General features: G+C 66.6%; 16 protein-coding genes. 10 read left to right on the top strand and 6 right to left on the bottom strand.

The genetic code is table 11. The features are described from left to right. Positions 1-6: 6 nt before the first annotated feature. Positions 7-1,230, bottom strand: a complete 1,224-nt coding sequence (locus AMK34_RS41865; RefSeq protein ID WP_073849255.1) for an acyltransferase family protein — start codon at positions 1,228-1,230, stop codon at positions 7-9. A gap of 107 nt (positions 1,231-1,337) precedes the next feature. Here AMK34_RS41865 and AMK34_RS41860 point away from each other — a divergent pair, with 107 nt between their 5' ends. Both AMK34_RS41860 and AMK34_RS41855 read left to right on the top strand, forming a co-directional pair. Further along, positions 1,338-2,015 (top strand): MBL fold metallo-hydrolase, encoded by a 678-nt coding sequence (locus tag AMK34_RS41860; RefSeq protein WP_038511414.1) that lies wholly within the window; start codon positions 1,338-1,340, stop codon positions 2,013-2,015. Between the two features lie 36 nt (positions 2,016-2,051). Then, entirely contained in the window at positions 2,052-3,305 is a 1,254-nt protein-coding gene (locus tag AMK34_RS41855) for a hypothetical protein (RefSeq protein ID WP_073849254.1), read from the top strand. A gap of 25 nt (positions 3,306-3,330) precedes the next feature. On the opposite strand, the gene AMK34_RS41850 is transcribed toward AMK34_RS41855, so the two are convergent. Next, the gene (locus AMK34_RS41850; RefSeq protein ID WP_241832978.1) at positions 3,331-3,624 is read right to left on the bottom strand and encodes a type II toxin-antitoxin system VapC family toxin; all 294 of its coding nucleotides are present in this window, start codon (positions 3,622-3,624) and stop codon (positions 3,331-3,333) included. 147 nt (positions 3,625-3,771) lie between these two features. On the opposite strand from AMK34_RS41850, the gene AMK34_RS41845 reads away from it, so the two are divergent. Then, positions 3,772-4,842, top strand: coding sequence for a beta family protein (locus AMK34_RS41845; RefSeq protein WP_073849252.1), 1,071 nt, complete (start codon positions 3,772-3,774; stop codon positions 4,840-4,842). A 16-nt stretch (positions 4,843-4,858) separates the two neighbouring features. Here AMK34_RS41845 and AMK34_RS41840 read toward each other — a convergent pair whose 3' ends face one another. Together AMK34_RS41840 and AMK34_RS41835 are read right to left on the bottom strand one after the other, a co-directional pair. Then, the gene (locus tag AMK34_RS41840) at positions 4,859-5,188 is read right to left on the bottom strand and encodes a hypothetical protein (protein ID WP_073849283.1); all 330 of its coding nucleotides are present in this window, start codon (positions 5,186-5,188) and stop codon (positions 4,859-4,861) included. Positions 5,189-5,205: 17 nt separating this feature from the next. After that, positions 5,206-5,769, bottom strand: coding sequence for a hypothetical protein (locus tag AMK34_RS41835; protein ID WP_241832977.1), 564 nt, complete (start codon positions 5,767-5,769; stop codon positions 5,206-5,208). 127 nt (positions 5,770-5,896) lie between these two features. Here AMK34_RS41835 and AMK34_RS41830 point away from each other — a divergent pair, with 127 nt between their 5' ends. The 7 genes from AMK34_RS41830 (at position 5,897) to AMK34_RS41800 (ending at position 14,072) form a co-directional block, all read left to right on the top strand. Then, complete coding sequence (locus AMK34_RS41830; protein WP_241832976.1) at positions 5,897-6,961, top strand: DUF6734 family protein; 1,065 nt, start codon at positions 5,897-5,899, stop codon at positions 6,959-6,961. 79 nt (positions 6,962-7,040) lie between these two features. Further along, positions 7,041-7,535 carry an AMIN-like domain-containing (lipo)protein gene (locus AMK34_RS41825; protein WP_073849251.1) on the top strand — a complete coding sequence of 165 codons (495 nt, stop codon included), beginning with the start codon at positions 7,041-7,043 and terminating at the stop codon, positions 7,533-7,535. 189 nt (positions 7,536-7,724) lie between these two features. Beyond that, positions 7,725-8,450 carry a HEAT repeat domain-containing protein gene (locus AMK34_RS41820; protein WP_073849250.1) on the top strand — a complete coding sequence of 242 codons (726 nt, stop codon included), beginning with the start codon at positions 7,725-7,727 and terminating at the stop codon, positions 8,448-8,450. Positions 8,451-8,487: 37 nt separating this feature from the next. Further along, positions 8,488-9,174, top strand: a complete 687-nt coding sequence (locus AMK34_RS41815; protein ID WP_007028085.1) for a hypothetical protein — start codon at positions 8,488-8,490, stop codon at positions 9,172-9,174. Between the two features lie 155 nt (positions 9,175-9,329). Continuing rightward, on the top strand, positions 9,330-12,230 hold the full coding sequence (locus tag AMK34_RS41810) for an alpha-L-fucosidase (protein ID WP_073849249.1): 2,901 nt from the start codon (positions 9,330-9,332) through the stop codon (positions 12,228-12,230). Positions 12,231-12,276: 46 nt separating this feature from the next. Next, complete coding sequence (locus AMK34_RS41805) at positions 12,277-13,080, top strand: MerR family transcriptional regulator (RefSeq protein ID WP_073849248.1); 804 nt, start codon at positions 12,277-12,279, stop codon at positions 13,078-13,080. Further along, the gene (locus AMK34_RS41800) at positions 13,077-14,072 is read left to right on the top strand and encodes a BtrH N-terminal domain-containing protein (RefSeq protein ID WP_073849247.1); all 996 of its coding nucleotides are present in this window, start codon (positions 13,077-13,079) and stop codon (positions 14,070-14,072) included. Before AMK34_RS41805 ends, AMK34_RS41800 begins: the two co-directional genes overlap by 4 nt. Here the strand turns inward: AMK34_RS41800 and AMK34_RS41795 are convergent. Both AMK34_RS41795 and AMK34_RS41790 read right to left on the bottom strand, forming a co-directional pair. Next, positions 14,054-14,845, bottom strand: a complete 792-nt coding sequence (locus AMK34_RS41795) for a DUF1684 domain-containing protein (protein WP_073849246.1) — start codon at positions 14,843-14,845, stop codon at positions 14,054-14,056. The genes AMK34_RS41800 and AMK34_RS41795 overlap by 19 nt on opposite strands. A 37-nt stretch (positions 14,846-14,882) precedes the next feature. After that, positions 14,883-15,038, bottom strand: coding sequence for a hypothetical protein (locus AMK34_RS41790; protein ID WP_241832975.1), 156 nt, complete (start codon positions 15,036-15,038; stop codon positions 14,883-14,885). Positions 15,039-15,268: the final 230 nt, after the last annotated feature.

The raw sequence follows: 15,268 nt of genomic DNA, 5'->3' as shown, positions 1-15,268 counted from the left end.
TCCATGCTACGAGGCACCACCGACAGAAACTGGTTCCGAGTCCTTGACCTGCGGTTTTCCAGGCTTATCGCGTCGATCCCGGCGAGCGGTGAGCCACCGGTGGACCGGCCGTTCCACGCCAGCGGTGATCGCCCAGCCCCCGAGGACGGCGGCGGCCAGCACGATGGGGAGCCGCAGCCAGCCGGGGACGCCGACGTTCAGCAGGGCACGGGCCAGGATGTAACCGAGTTCCTGGTGCACCAGATAAAGACCATACGAGATGCCCGCGAGCCAGGTGACAGCCGGGGCGATCCTGGCGAGACCGGGGAACCGCCAGTCCGGTCCGCGCGCGGCCAGGCACACCAGCAGCAGCATGATCGCGAACCCGATGGCCGAGGGCCAGCGCTCCGGATCGTTCGGCAGGGCCTGGTGGAACGGGAAGACCTGCAGGTCCTGGGCGGCGCAGGCGGCGAGCACGAACAGCGCGAGATGCCAGTGCGCCAGCCGTCGTTTCGCCCAGAGCCAGATCGCGATGCCGATGGCGAAGACGTGCACGCGGTGCAGGCCGAGGCCGTAGTAGGAGGTCTCGACGAGCTTCGGAGTGGAAACCGGGTCGAACACGACGAACCGGAGGAAGAGCGGCACCAGGATCAGCGCCCAGAGCAGCGCGACCGTGAGCCGGTGCGTACGCCACCGGCGTGGCCACAGCAGGGCCGCGGCGGTGAACGCGATGAGCTGCACCGGCAGCGTCCAGTAGGCACCGTCGAGGTAGTAGAAGAGCTCGTAACGCCAGCCCCATTCCTGGACCATGCCCAGGTTGCCGAGCAGGTCGGCGCCGGTGGGGATGTACCAGGGCGACGGGTCGGTCGGCGGGCCCTGCGGGACACCGAACAGGAACCCGGACAGGCCCGGCGGGAACGGCAGGCCGCTGAACCGGATCGTCGCGTACCGGGCGACGACGTAGGTGACGGTGACCGCCACCAGGTACGCGGGCACCAGCCGCGCGACCCGGCTCCACAGCCACCGCCCCGGGCGTCCCTTGCGCAGGCTCGCGCACACGAAGAAGGCGGAGATCACCAGAAGGATGGCCGCACCGAACTGTGCCGTTACCCGAAAGGGGTACCCCACCAGTTCCGGATGCAGAAGCGCCCCCTGATGGGTGACGTGTCCGAGCATGACCGCGAAGACGGCGACAACGCGAAGGACGTCCCAGCTGATCTTGCGCGGGGCGCGCGGCGAGGCGTCGGGCACGAGCGTCCTGTGGTTCGGATGGCGGGGCGACGCGAGCCTACGTCGTGCACCTGTGCGCCGCCTGTGCGGGTGGAACCGATTGCAGGCGAACGACTACCGTGTGCGGTGTGAACATCGTCGAGACCTACACCGGGCACGTCGACCCCGGCGGCGACGCCGCCCGTCGCACCCTGGACGCGCTCACCATCACGAAGCTGTCGGTCGGCCCGATGGACAACAACGCGTACCTGCTGGTCTGCCGCACCGAGAACGAGGCGCTGCTGATCGACGCCGCGAACGACCCGGAACGGATCTCCGACCTCATCGGCCACGGCCCCGACCGGCCCGCGCTGAGGACCGTCGTGACCACCCACCAGCACCAGGACCACTGGCAGGCCCTCGGCGCCGTCGCCGGCGCGAACGGCTCGAACACCGCCGCCCACCCGCTGGACGCCGGACCGCTGCCGATCCCGCCGGACTTCCTCGTCGAACACGGCGACACGATCAAGGTCGGGCAGATCACCCTCGAGGTGATCCACCTGCGCGGCCACACCCCCGGCTCCATCGCGCTGCTGTACCGCGACCCGAACGGACACCCGCACCTGTTCACCGGCGACTCGCTGTTCCCCGGCGGTGTCGGGAAGACGGGTTCGCCTTCGGATTTCACGTCGCTTCTGGACGATGTCGAGACGCGGATCTTCGGCGAACTGCCGGACGAGACTTGGTTCTACCCGGGGCATGGGGACGACTCGACGCTGGGTGAGCAGCGGGGTCAGCTGGCGGAGTGGCGCGAACGTGGCTGGTGAACTGGCTCGGGTCGCCACCACCTGAGACACTGCGGTGTGGATCTTGATCAGGCACGGAAGGTCGTCGGCTCGCACGCCTACCTGCACGGAGAAAGCAGTAACGGACTCATCCACCGTGTCATGAACGCACCGGGTTTCGTCAACTCCGGCAAGACTCTGTCACCGGCCAGCGGTCTGGAAAATGGTGTAGTGCTTCGACCGGTCGAAGCACTACACCAGCTCGCCTACGCGACAGCGTCCCGCTACAAAGACGATCTGCTCGACATCTACGCACAATGGGGGCTTTTGCGTTATTTGGGGTTCTTCGATCTTGTCGACATCAAAGACCTCACCAGAACTGAACCACCACGGCTCAAGGTGAGCGAGGCGGGCCGCCGCATCGTAGGCAACCAGCGGCGCGTGACCTCCGAGGAGATAGGGATCGGGTTCGGCGTCCTCCTCGCTCGCCAATGGTTCGCTCGGACCGGAGCAGGAATTGCCCCCGTCAGCATCATCGACGTGGATGCGGCATTGGACGATCGCTACGTCTTCGCCGGCGGAGCGCGGCAAGCGGTGCGAAAAATCGGGAAACATCGCCCCGACTATCTCCTGGTCGCCGCTGACCCTCAAGCCGGCCGCCGTTACCGGATTCGCACGCTCGAATGCAAGGGAACCAAGAACCGCCGTACCGCGATACAGCAGCTCGGAAAAGCGGTCCGGCAACTCGACGGCATCACCGTCGACGGAAGAATCCCCGCCGGCCTTGCCACTTCCATAGTCGCCTCCGACGATGCGCTTTCCTATCTCGCGATCGATCCCGGTGACGAGGAAGAGCCGGCGTACGAATTCAGTTCGCGCATGATCAACGAGACTCGCCGCTTTCGCTTGCGGGACGACATCAGGGACCAGCCGTCACTCGCGCTCACAAACGCGGCGGTGAGCGCATCGTGGGCGATGCTCGCCGACTTCGGCGGCAACTTCGTCGCACGCGAACGCTGGACACCCGAGGTCATGCGCACCCGGCTCAGGCGTCGCCCGCGAGATCGCGTGCGCTTCGAGACGCCGTTCGGTGGTGCACGCGGTACCAGTGTCACGTTCGATTTCGCAGAGGGACAAATCACCGCCAGGTATGCGATCAGCGAAGCCGTCGACCAGGAACTCGGTCAGGGCTCAACTGACCGCATCATCGAAGCCCAGGCGGCGTTCGCCAACCGACTGTCACGGGATGACGAGGCAACCAGCCTGGCTCACGACAACGAGTTGTTCTCGGCCACGACCGACGGATCCATCTTCTCGCTGAGTCTCCGATAGGTCGGCGAGTCGGGCTCGAAACCCTTCAGACCGCGACGACCTCGACCATGCAGCCCAAACCTCTGAAGTCGTCCGCGTTGCGGGTGTACAGCGGCAGTCCACGCGAAGACGCGATGGCGGCGATCATCAGGTCCATCCGCCGTGGCTTCGGATCCCGATTCGCCACGAGAACCAGCGCGACCAGCGTTCCGTAGCGGGCAGCCGCGTCGCCGTCGAACGGCAATGGGATGAAATCGACGATGGTGACAGCGGTGAGCTCCGGGAACTTGGGAACCACCGCGGGATCGAGCAAGCCGAGGTCGAGCCAGATGTAGCGCACCAAGCTACATCTGGACTACTTCACGTTACGAACGCGATCACTCACAGAGGCGATTCCGCGCCACCTGCTCGGAGGACGGCTCCGAACACACCGTTGCTTGATACTGGAAAAGTTCGACAACGTCGCCGTCCACGGGGAGGAAGGCGGATGAACTCCGTTCGTCCATTGGTCGCGGTCAAGGCCAAGCTCGGAGAGATGACCGCCCTGGCCAGTCTGCGATCTCACGGCGCACCGGCACGTGTGCTGGTCGAGTTACTCGATTCCGTGACACCGGCTGGCAGGATCCTCCCCTCTCTCGTCCGAGCCGCCGCTCAGGCCGCGTATCAAGGCCGCACCTTGTGGCTCGACACCACTTGGCTAACAGCCGATAGTCCACTCGAAGAGCAGCCGGGAGGGGTGTTCGAGTTCCTCGACCATGCCATTGAGGTGGCCGCACAGGCTGAATATGGGCTCTTCGCTCCTGACTGTCCCTATCTGATTCCCGTCGTCAGGCTCGACGCCACGGAGGACGACTTACGCCGAGTGCGTCTTCTGATCGAGCATCAAGATCGCGACATTGTCATCCGGCTCCCTCAGCCGGATGGATCGCTACACGAACTCCTGGGGCGGATCGACTCGATCATGAGGTCCACGGGCACGAGGCAAGGACGTGTCCACACGATCCTCGACGTCGGCTTCGTCGAAGCCGTCCGCCCAGAACAAACCACCGCGGCAGCCGAAACCGCCTCTGCGTTGTCAGACCTGCTCGGCCCTGCGTCGACCACACTTCTGGCCGGATCCATCCCAGCCAAGCGAACCACCTACGTGACAACCGAACGCGATCGCCCAGAAGTCACCCTCTGGAACGAAGTACGCCACAATCGCGCGAACGAGGTCAATTACGGCGACTATGGCGTGACGCATCCAAGGCCGCCGAGGTCCGACGGCAACCCGCGAACACCTAATCCGTACCTCTGCTACACCGTGCCGGGAAAAACCGTACTGCTGCGTCGCAAAGTCGAAGAGGGCGAAGATCCCACCGAGCGGTTCACAGATCTCGTCGAGGAGCTGGTCGAAAGAAGCGACTTCGCCGGTCCGGGCTACTCATGGGGGGACGATGAGCTGACGCGATGCCGACGCACCGGCGGAAGAACCGCCGGCTCAGTCTCTCGCTGGGTCGCCATGGCCACGTCCCACCACATCGAACATGTGACACGGAGATCTGCCGCCGATCTCTGAGTCACCCTGGGCAACATCACCCAACGACGGCCGGAGCGTGAATCCAGCAAAGCTCCCCCGGCGCCGGAATATCCCCCAGCGCCTTGACCTCACAGGCCAAGCGCGAGAGAACCTCGTCCTTCGACCCCGGCCACGCCACGAACTCGCGTTCCTTGCCCACCACATCGCCGGGGACCGCACCGCGATCCATCAGAGCGCTGACCACCGAGAGCAGCGAAGTGATCTTCTCCGTGAAGGCCGCGTCTTCGCCCACCTTCGCCCCTGCCACGGCGAGTACGACCGAGAGTCCGACCCGGTCTTCTCGCGCGTAGCCGAGCAGGGACTCCAAGCCCTCTTCATCGGCCATGTCCACTCCCCTGACCATCAGCGGAAAGCGATGCCGTACTGCTCGCGCGGACGGCAGGGCCCCCGAAACGTGTGCTCGACGACACCTCGCCGGATCTCGAGCAGACGCCGGTCACCGGCGGGCGGCCGGACCATGCGCTCACGCTCGGTCTGTTCGGCGTACCACCAGCAGGCCTCGGGGACGCGGTCGTCGAACGTGATGCTGACGTTCAGCCCTCCGGTCACCTTGCCCTCATCGTCGACGACACCCGGCGCGATCCCTTGATGATCGACGTCGACGTTGATCCACCGTGTCTCCTCGTCGCGATCGTCGTGGCACACGAGGGAAACGAACTCGTGCCGTTCTCCTTTGCGCAACGGTCTCGGGAAACGCAGGTCCACCGCGTCAGGCGAAGCCTCAACGCGGCAACCGAAGATCGCCTTGATGGGAATCGACCCCGGATCGCCGGTCCACTCGACCGGAGCGCGCGCCACGTAACCGTCGACACCGTTCTCGCAGGCGACAACGGTTCGCACCGCCAGACGCCGATAGGCCCTTCCGCGCCGCATTTCCACGTCCACCAGCAGGCGTTCCAGGAACACTGGCTGCGCCCTCACCTTCGACGACAAGAAACTCCTCCTGACCGTGAAAGATCAGAACCGGCGAAGGGTTCCGCCGGTCGTCGCGCCCCAAGGTGTACTAGTACACCACAACCGGGCGGTTCACCCAATGGCCGTCGTAACGTTCGACCACCCCGGCCCGAACCACTCCGCGATGCCGTACTACGGATACGACCCCGGCGCAGCGGTCGCCATCGGCGGCCGCCTGCTCGCGCCCGGGACTCCCCGGCACGCCGCATATGGCGAGGTCATCGAGCCGGGTTGGCGTCCCCCAATGGTCCGCGTGGTCCATCCGGGTGACAGGGCCGCGCACCCGATCCGCCGGGCGGTCTGGTCGTTTTGGAGTACTCCATACCGGCGGCGGCACGGGCGACATTGGCCCAGCGACTTCTTCCACGCGCTGTCGTGGATCCTGTCGTTCCGCCTCGCGGCCCGCCTCTTCCCCACGACCGCGTTGGTGACCGACGACTGGGGATACGAACTGCTCGTCGCCCGGTTGCGGCTGCCCTTCGACGAAGTTTCGCTGTCGTTGAACGGACTCGCCGGGCAGGACCCGGCATGGTGGGCGCTCGGGAAGTTGCATGCGTATCGGGAGCAGCGCGAACCGTTCCTGCACCTCGACAACGACGTGTTCCTCTGGCCGGGTTTCCCCGCGGACGGGCTCGACGGGGAGATCGTCGCGCAGAATCCCGAGCACGCACCGGCTTCCGATGCCGGCTACTACCGGCCGACGGCCGTCGCCGCGGCGATCCGGAGCACCGGCGGCTTCCTGCCGGAGGAATTCCGCGACTACACCGGGGAAGCCGCGCTGTGCACCGGAATCGTCGGCGGCACGGCGGTTCCTCTCCTCCGTCACTACGCCGACCTCGCCGTCCGCATGGTGGAGTCGGCCGAGAATCAGGCGGCCTGGCAACGGCTCGCGCCGCTCGAGGATTACAACCTCGTTGTCGAGCAGTACCTTCTCGGCGCACTGTGCTGGGGCGGACGCACCACCGACGTGCAGTGCGTGTTCGGTTCCCAGGAGGACGGCTACCGGGAGGACGACCGGAGATTCACGCATCTCATCGCCTCCGCGAAAAGCGATCTCCGTTATCTCATTCTACTCGCGGAGCGCGTGAAAAACCATTTCCCCGCCGACTTCGAGATCGCTCGACGACTATACGGCGATCAGTAACGATAAGGCCAAGAATGCCAACCGTCCCGGCGATCCGGGCGTCTTTCCGGAATTAGCTCTCCGGCAGGAGGTCATCACCATGGCCATCAACCTCCGGCGCGCGCTCGGAGCGCTCGCCGCCACCTCCCTCATGCTGACCGGCGCCATCGCCGCGGCCGCGCCCGCTTCCGTCGCGGCACCGGCGATCCCCACGATGACGGGGATCCGCACCGGCCAGAACACCGGGTTCGACCGGGTCGTGCTCGACCTGACCGCAGGCCCGGCACCCGCCGTCCGGTACGACCTCGTCGACGAGTTGATCGCCGACGGCTCGGGCGAGATCGTCTGGCTGACCGGGGAATTCTTCATCGCGGTCACCGCGAGCCCTGCCGCCGCGCACGACGACGCCGGGAATCCCACCTATCCCGGTCCGCAGAAGTTCCGGACCCGGAATCTGCGCAACGTCATGGCGGTCGCGGTCACCGGCGACTACGAAGGCGTCTTGTCCATCGGCCTCGGCGTCCGGTCGAGGACCGCGGTCACCGTGTTCACGCTGACCTCCCCGAACCGCGTCGTCATCGACGTCCGGCATTGATCACGAGCGGGAATCCGTGAAGGCTTTTCGCCTGCCGCCGCATTATTGGTGAGCAAAATCCTTTTCGGATTCCCGCGGTGAAAATCCCGATCTGCCCCAACGGGCGATTTTCGGAAAACCAGGTATCTGCCGCCGGGGATCGCGTTCCTTCCTTCCGTCAGCATCACCGCCGCTGCGAAGGAGAACCTCATGCCGACCCCACGCAATCCCGACACCCCGTCCTTGGGCCCGGGTGGCGACAACCTCGAAGCGGGCCCTGGCAGTTCGGGCCTGGGAAGCTTCGCGAACAGCGAAATCGGCGAACTGGTCACCCAGGCCGCCGAAACCATGGCCGCGTCCGGCGAGGACGCCGAGCGCAATTACCAGCGAAGCCTCGACCGGCTTCGCGAGCGTGCGGACGACGTCGTCCCGGCGCTCGGCGCGCAGTACGACGCGCTGTCCGAGGAGCAGTACCTCGAGCGTTGGGGCCTGGTCCAGTTGCTCACCGATCTCCGGCACGCCGCCGCCGTCCCGGCGCTCGAAAACGTGCTGCGCCAGCCGATCCCGCCGGAGCGTTCCGACGACCCCGCACACGGGATCAGCACGGTCGGCGAAGAGGTGATCATCCGCACCACCGCCGTGGAAGCGTTGGCGCGCTTGGCATCCGCCGGGGACAGCGCGGCGAAGGAGCTGCTGCTGCGGCAGGTCCGGCACGAGGTGTTCACGGTGCGGCGCGCGGCGGTCCAGGCCATCGCCGAGACCGGGGACACCGAACTCACCGCGCGGGTGCGCGAGGAGCTCGGCGGCACCGAAGACGAGCGCCTGCTGAACATCCGGCGGGTCGACGTCCGCGGTGTCCCGCAGGCCGTCGGCGGCCGGTACGTGAAGGACTCGCGGACCGACGACGTGCCACCGCCCGAGCCTCCGCGCTCCTGAACCAGAACGAATTCCTTCTACAGACAGGTGATCTCCGATGGCCACTTGCAGCTACACCGTGCCGGACAAGAACGTGACCGGGGACAATTTCTACGGCGCCTCGATCTGCAATCAGACCTACATCGACTATTTCTGGAACACCTACGGTTTCGCGGGCAACAAGGACTACTGGGACGACGGCTTCGGCTGGGAAGACGCGTGCAACACCGACAAGCCGCTGGCCCGGACGTTCAACGCGTGCTACCTCCTGACCTATTCGGCACAGGACTACCAGAACGACGCCTATTCCGGCGCGATGCTGAACTGGGCACGCCGCTACGTCCGCGACAACTGCGACGACCTCCGCTCGCTTTGCGGCGACGGCAGCGCCATCGCACGCTCGTTCAAAGGGGCGTTCGTCGACGACCGGATCGAGTTGTACCTGGGTTTCTGGTACTCCAAGGACGTTCCCGGCCGCGCCGAGACGCTGATCCACGAATCGCGCCATCAGGGCGGGAAGCCGCACAACGCGAACTTCCCGGCGGGGTCGGTGTTCGGCGCCGGCAAGAGCGGCGCCGACTCCACCTGGGGTTACGAGGGCGCCTGGATGTACGGCGCGCTCTACCTGTGGTGGTTCTACGCCCAGGGCGCCCGCACGACGTCGGCGTTGCGTGAACGGGCCCGCCAGCGCGGGAACCTCGTGATCGACAACGCCTTCGCGACCCATCCGGGCTTCAACATCTGAGTCCCGACAGGGCCCTCTCGTACTGCAGACGAGAGGGCCCCGTTCGCGAAATACCTCGGATGACTTAACAGGTGTCCCGCTCATCGGGGCTTGACCACCGCGTTTTCTGGCGCAATCATCGGATCTCTCGGTAACCATGCCCTGGATGAGAGCGGATGGTCATGAGAGTTCACCGCACTGCCTGGCTCGCTTTGGTCCTCGCCCTGCTGGCGAGCCTGCTCACCACGACCGCGGTGAGCGCGGAAGTGCATCATCCCCGCCAGAAGTGGCTGCGCGAGGCCACCGCCGGACTCTTCCTCCACTGGGGCATGTTCACCGCGCCACGCCAGACCGACTGCGCCGCTTGGGAACGCGCGGTCACCGACGGCGGCTGGAGCGCCGACTACTGGGTGGACGAAGCCCGCAAGCTCGGCGCCTCCTACATCGTGCTGGCCACCTTCCACAGCAGGCTGGGCTACGCGCGGCCATGGCCGTCGGCGATCCCGGGCAGTTGCTCCACCCGTCGCGACCTCCTCGGCGAACTCGTCAAGGCAGGCAACGCGAAGGGCGTCCGGACGATCCTCTACATGACCGACGATCCGCAGTGGCACAAGGAGACCGGTGTCGAGTCACTGGATTCCGCCGCGTACTCCGCCTACAAGGGCAAGCAGGTCGACCTCACCACCCGCCCGGGCTTCGGCGAGTACAGCTACGACCTCTTCCACGAGGTCATGGACCGCTACGCGGACCTCGCCGGGTTCTGGATCGACAACGACAACGAGTACTGGGAAAAGAACAAGCTCTACGAACAGATCCGCGAGAAGCGCCCGTCCTGGTTGCTGAGCAACAACAACGAGGACACCCCGATCATGGACACGGTCAGCAACGAACAGAAGACGGGCATCACGCCGCCGTACGACTATCCGCAGGCCGCGTTCACCCCGATGCCCAGGCTCACCGAAGCCGACTACAAACTGCCGACCAACGGTGGCTGGTGGTACGACGGCACCGATCAGGCCGTCGACTTCCGGCTGTCCACCGGGCGCTACATCACCAACGCGGGTTCGTCGATGAAGTCGCTGATGGCCGAAACCCCGATGGTGAACGGGAAGTTCCCGCCACAGCAGGAGGCGTACAACAACTTCATGGCGAGCTGGGTGCCGCCGATCAAGTCCTCCCTGCAGGGCAAAGAGGGCGGCGGCTACATGTACGGAGGGATGCAACCCGGGTTCTGGAACGACGGCGCGCACGGCGTCATCACCGTCGAGCCCGGTGCCGGAACGCAGTACCTCCACGTCGTCACTCGCCCTCGTACCGACCTGCTCCGCTTGCGCGACAACGGCTACAAAGTGACCAGGGTGTCCGACGTGCGCACGGGGAAGCAGCTGCGGTTCAGCCAATCCGGCGGTCATCTGACCATTGTGGACATCAAGGACTGGGACACCTACGACACGGTGTTCAAGGTGGAGACGACCGGGCAGCGGTACTTCCACGACTCCCGCACGATCAAGGCGACCGCGTCGTCCGCGCGTACCGGGCATCCGGCGTCGAACCTCGTCGACGGGAACTTCGAGAACTACTGGGACGCCGACGGCAAGCAGCCGGTCTCGGTGACCTTGGACCTCGGCAGGCGGCGGGCCGCGGCCTACCTCGCGGTGAATCAGCGCGAGATGTCGCCGACCCACGCGCGCGAATCGTTCGGCAGGCCGGAGGACTCGGCCCGGATCCAGGACTATCGCCTCTACGTCAGCGACGACGGACGGAACTGGGGTGAGCCGGTCCGCACCGGCGCGATGCCGAGCGCCCGCGGCGTGCAGTTCATCGACTTCGGCGAACGGCAGACCCGGTTCATCAAACTCGAGGTGCTGAACACCTGGTCGGGACCGCAGGCGAAACCCTTCTACCGGCAGTTGGCCATCGACGAGATCAAGGTGGCGTACGGCTACCCGAGTTCGGGATCGGGCGCGCAGGTTCCGCTGGAGGCCGAGGCCTTCCGCAACGACCACGACGGCCGTGCCCACCTGGGCCACTGCTCGTCCTGCTCCGGATCGTTCCAGGTCACCGGCCTCGGCGGCGGCCCGCGCAACTCCGTCACCTATCCGGACGTGATGGTCGCCGAAGCCGGAAGTCACCGGCTTCAGATCGACACCACGGGCGGGCCCGCGACGTCCGTGGCGGTGAGCGTCAACGGCGGTGCCCCCGTCGAGACCGCGATCGGCGCCGGAACGCCGGGAGTCGTGGCGTCGACGGCGATCCCCGTCGCGCTGAACGCCGGCGCCAACACGGTCAAGGTGTTCAGCAACGCACGGTCGGGGCCTGGCCTCGACCGGATCGCGATCGCTCCCCTGCCACCGTCGTCCTACACGCCGAAGACGACGCTGACCGTCGAACCCGGCGGCATCCAATGGCTCTCGCCAGGGCAGCAGTCCTTGCGGGTGACCGCGAAGCTGCGGCTCGACGCCGACGACGCGATCGGGAAGGTCTCCCTGGCACCGGTCGTCCCGGCGGGCTGGACCTTGCGGGGCGCTCCGGCGACGGCGGAGTCCATGCGCGTCGGCGACGAACTGCAAGCCTCCTGGACGCTCGTCTCCCCCGAAGGCGTCACCGCGGCCGACATCCCGGTCACCGCGTCGTTCGACCTGCCCGGACGGGCGAAATCGGTGAGCAAACCGGTCCGGGTGAGCCCACGGCCGGTGGACCGGGTCTTCATGCGCGAGGCCGAAGACTCGGCGAACGACGTCGGCGACGCGGGCGTCACGAACTGCGGCGTGTGCTCGGGTGGCCAGAAGGTGCGCAACATCGGCGGCGACCCGGGCTCGTCCGTGCGCTTCGACGGCGTCACCGTGCCCGAGACCAGGCGCTACACCCTCTACCTCGACTTCACCGTCAACGGGCCGCGCTCGTACTTCGTCACGGTCAACGGCGGCACGCCGATCGAGGTCAAGGTCGACGGCGCCGGAAACAACACCCAGCTCACGACGTCTTTGCCGGTCGATCTGAAGGCGGGGGCGAACACTATCGAGCTGGGCAACGACCACGCGTCCGCCCCGGATCTCGATCGGCTGTCACTGGGGTGAGGTACCGGCTTGACCCTCTCCCCGGGAGAGGGTTCAGGCTGGTCCCATGACGACCTTGATGCCGATCGGCGTATTCGCGCACGCCACCAGGCTGTCGGTCCGCGCGCTGCGGAACTACGACCGGATCGGGCTGCTGGTGCCCGCCGTCATCGATCCCGCCACCGGATACCGCCGGTATTCGCTCGACCAGTTCGCCCGCGCGGGTCTGATCCGGCGGCTTCGGGAGCTGGAGGTGCCGCTGGCGGAGATCGCCGAGATCCTGGACGCGGGCGACCCGCACGAGGTGCGGGCCGCCATCAAACGGCATCACGACCGGGTGGCGGCGCGGGCCGCAGAACTCGCGGGGATCAGCGACGAACTCGACTCCGTGCTCGCCGGACCGACGCGGTGGCTACACGTCTACGAACGCGTGCGCGCACCGCAGCAGATCGCCCGTCTGTCGATCCGGACTCCGCTGAACGGCCTGGCGGAGCTGATCGGCCCCGCGTACACACGGCTGTTCGCGGCGCTCGACGCTCAGGGGGTCAGGCCGGCCGGGCCGCCCGGAACCCGTTACCTCGCCGCGGATCCCGACGAGTTGACGATCGAACTGTTCGTACCCGTGGACGGGCCGGTGCGGGACGACCGCGACATCGGTGCCGCCGAGCTTCCCGGTGGCCTGCTCGTGGCGACGATTCACGAGGGTGGCTACGAAGACGTCGAGACCGCGTACCGATCACTCGGCCGCTGGCTCGCCGAACGCGACCGCGTCCCCGCGGGGCCCGCCGAGGAGTTGTACCTGGTGGCACCCGGACCGTCGGTCGCGCCCGAGGCGTACCGCACCGAGATCGCCTGGCCGGTGGCCTCGTGATCCTCGACGGAATCAAGACCACGGGCGGGGAGCACTGCGAGACCAGCACACTCGACGTCCTCCTGCGGCATGCCGGGGTCGAGCTTTCCGAGCCGATGCTGTTCGGACTCGGCGAAGGCCTGGGCTTCATCTACTGGGACGGAAAGAATCTGCCGTTCCCTTTCCTCGGCGGGCGTGCCAAACCCGTCGAGATCACGCGGAAGCTGACCGACCGGCTCGGGTTGGCCTTGCGGGTCAAGGAAACGTCGTCGATGCGCACGGCTTGGCGGAACGTGGCCGAGCAGATCGACTGCGGGGTGCCTGTCGGCCTGCAGCTCGACTCGTACCACTTGGAGTACTTCACCTCGAAGGTCCACTTTGGAGGGCACTTCGTCGCCTTGTACGGCTATGACGACGAGCGAGCCTTCGTCGTCGACACGGCGCAACAGGGTGGATCGGTGTCGACATCCTTGGAGAGCCTGGAACGCGCTCGCGCGGAGAAGGGCCCGATGACCGCGAAGAACCGTTCGTTCACCATCGCCGCGGATGCGCCTGTCAGGCCGCTTCCGGAGGCCATCCGGGCCGCGGTGCGGGCGAACGCGGCGGAATTCCTCAACCCGCCCATCGCGAACCTCGGGTATCGCGGCATCGGCAAGGCCGCCGTCCAGGTGCGGAAATGGCTGGACCGCAGCGACGATCCGGCCCGCGATCTGCCACAGGCCGCGATCCTGATGGAACGGGCGGGCACCGGCGGCGCACTCTTCCGGCGGATCTACCGCGACTTCCTCGAAGAGTGCACGACCCTCGTCGACGACGCCGGTCTCCTCAGCGCGTATGAGAAGTACCGCGAGATCGTTCCACTGTGGACCGAAGTCGCGCGCTTGTTCACACAGGCAGGGGAAACCGGCGACGTCCGACCGCTGAACGACGCGTCCGCCGTCCTGTCCGAGCTGGCTCAGCGCGAACAGGAGGCGATGACAGCGCTCGCGACGGTTCAGTGTGAGCGTTCGTAGGGCAGCTTCTCCCCCGCTTCCACCGCGAACGGCAGATCGTTGCCCGCCGGCGGCAACGGGCAGGTGGCGAAATCGGTGAACGCGCACGGCAGATTCGTCGCGCGGGTGAAGTCGAGGACGACCGACCCGTCCTCGGCGGGCTCGGGTACCGCGAGCGACCGGTTCGCCGCGTAGGTGGTGACACCGCTCGTGGCGTCGGTGAACAGGATGAGCAGGCCGTCCTTCTTGCCGTTGAACGCGGTGAGCGTGTGCTCCGCGCCGTCGTGCTCGAAACGCACGATGCCCGGGGAGACGTAGACGTGACTGAGCCCTTCGACGACCGCTCCGACCGTCGTCGGCCGCGGTTCCTCGAAGGGCTCGAAGGTTCCGGAGAGCACCCAGGCCGCGTCGGGCTCGTACGCCGGGACACCGCGGAAAGCGTTGAGCACCGGCGCCTTCGGGTCGTGCGTCCGGATCAGATACCCGCCACGACGCGCGACCTCGATCTCGATGTCACCGGCGACGACCCGAGTGGTCGCGCCGCTGTTGACCAGCTCGAAACGACGGACGCCGGTGACGCGTTCGCCGTCGTGCGAGAGGTCCGCGCCCTGCGGGTCGAGGTACGCCGCGTCGGCGTCCTGCCACCACAACCCGGGCCGCCCCTCGTACGCGCGCGGCTTGTCCTCCAACCAGTCGAGCGAGACCAGGGCGAGCCAGCCGAGCGGATCGGCGAGATCGCGCTCGCGCTGGGTCTTCCAGTCCTGCCAGTCCCGGGTGAACGTGTCTGTGCTCATCGCCGATTCCTTCCGTGACCTTGCTTGTTCCCCCTGGTCAACGGACTGGCGGCGGCGATATTTCCCGTCCCGGCATGTGGTCGCTCGTGACACCCTCCTCGGCGGAGACCAGCTCGGCGATCGGCGCGAAGAAGGCCTTGATCCCCGGCAGGTTCGCACCCTTCTCCCTGTCGGCCCGGAAGTCGGCGATCATCGCGGGGCGGGCCTGGAGGAGTTCGTCCGCGCGGGCGGCGGGGCCTCGAAGCGGGTCAGTTCCACTGTGGTCGTGGTGCCTGTCGTCATGGTGTGGATGCTAGGCGACTGCTGTTCGCGCTCGATGTCTGCATTTAGTCGACTAAATGCGTGGGTTGGCTTCGCAGGGTGATTCGGCATTGGCGGCCTTTTCACTCTTCAGTGTTGTCGGCGCGATTTCGCTGGTTGCTT

This window comes from Amycolatopsis sp. CB00013 (genome assembly GCF_001905755.1).
GTDB classification, from domain to species: domain Bacteria; phylum Actinomycetota; class Actinomycetes; order Mycobacteriales; family Pseudonocardiaceae; genus Amycolatopsis; species Amycolatopsis japonica.
This window is presented reverse-complemented; position numbering and strand designations above follow the sequence as displayed.

Coding starts and splice junctions, on each gene's coding strand:
- AMK34_RS41845 (WP_073849252.1), top strand. CDS start 3,772: ATGAACTCCGTTCGTCCATTGGTCGCGGTCAAGGCCAAGCTCGGAGAG.
- AMK34_RS41840 (WP_073849283.1), bottom strand. CDS start 5,188: ATGGCCGATGAAGAGGGCTTGGAGTCCCTGCTCGGCTACGCGCGAGAA.
- AMK34_RS41830 (WP_241832976.1), top strand. CDS start 5,897: ATGGCCGTCGTAACGTTCGACCACCCCGGCCCGAACCACTCCGCGATG.
- AMK34_RS41825 (WP_073849251.1), top strand. CDS start 7,041: ATGGCCATCAACCTCCGGCGCGCGCTCGGAGCGCTCGCCGCCACCTCC.
- AMK34_RS41820 (WP_073849250.1), top strand. CDS start 7,725: ATGCCGACCCCACGCAATCCCGACACCCCGTCCTTGGGCCCGGGTGGC.
- AMK34_RS41815 (WP_007028085.1), top strand. CDS start 8,488: ATGGCCACTTGCAGCTACACCGTGCCGGACAAGAACGTGACCGGGGAC.
- AMK34_RS41810 (WP_073849249.1), top strand. CDS start 9,330: ATGGTCATGAGAGTTCACCGCACTGCCTGGCTCGCTTTGGTCCTCGCC.
- AMK34_RS41805 (WP_073849248.1), top strand. CDS start 12,277: ATGACGACCTTGATGCCGATCGGCGTATTCGCGCACGCCACCAGGCTG.
- AMK34_RS41795 (WP_073849246.1), bottom strand. CDS start 14,845: ATGAGCACAGACACGTTCACCCGGGACTGGCAGGACTGGAAGACCCAG.
- AMK34_RS41790 (WP_241832975.1), bottom strand. CDS start 15,038: ATGATCGCCGACTTCCGGGCCGACAGGGAGAAGGGTGCGAACCTGCCG.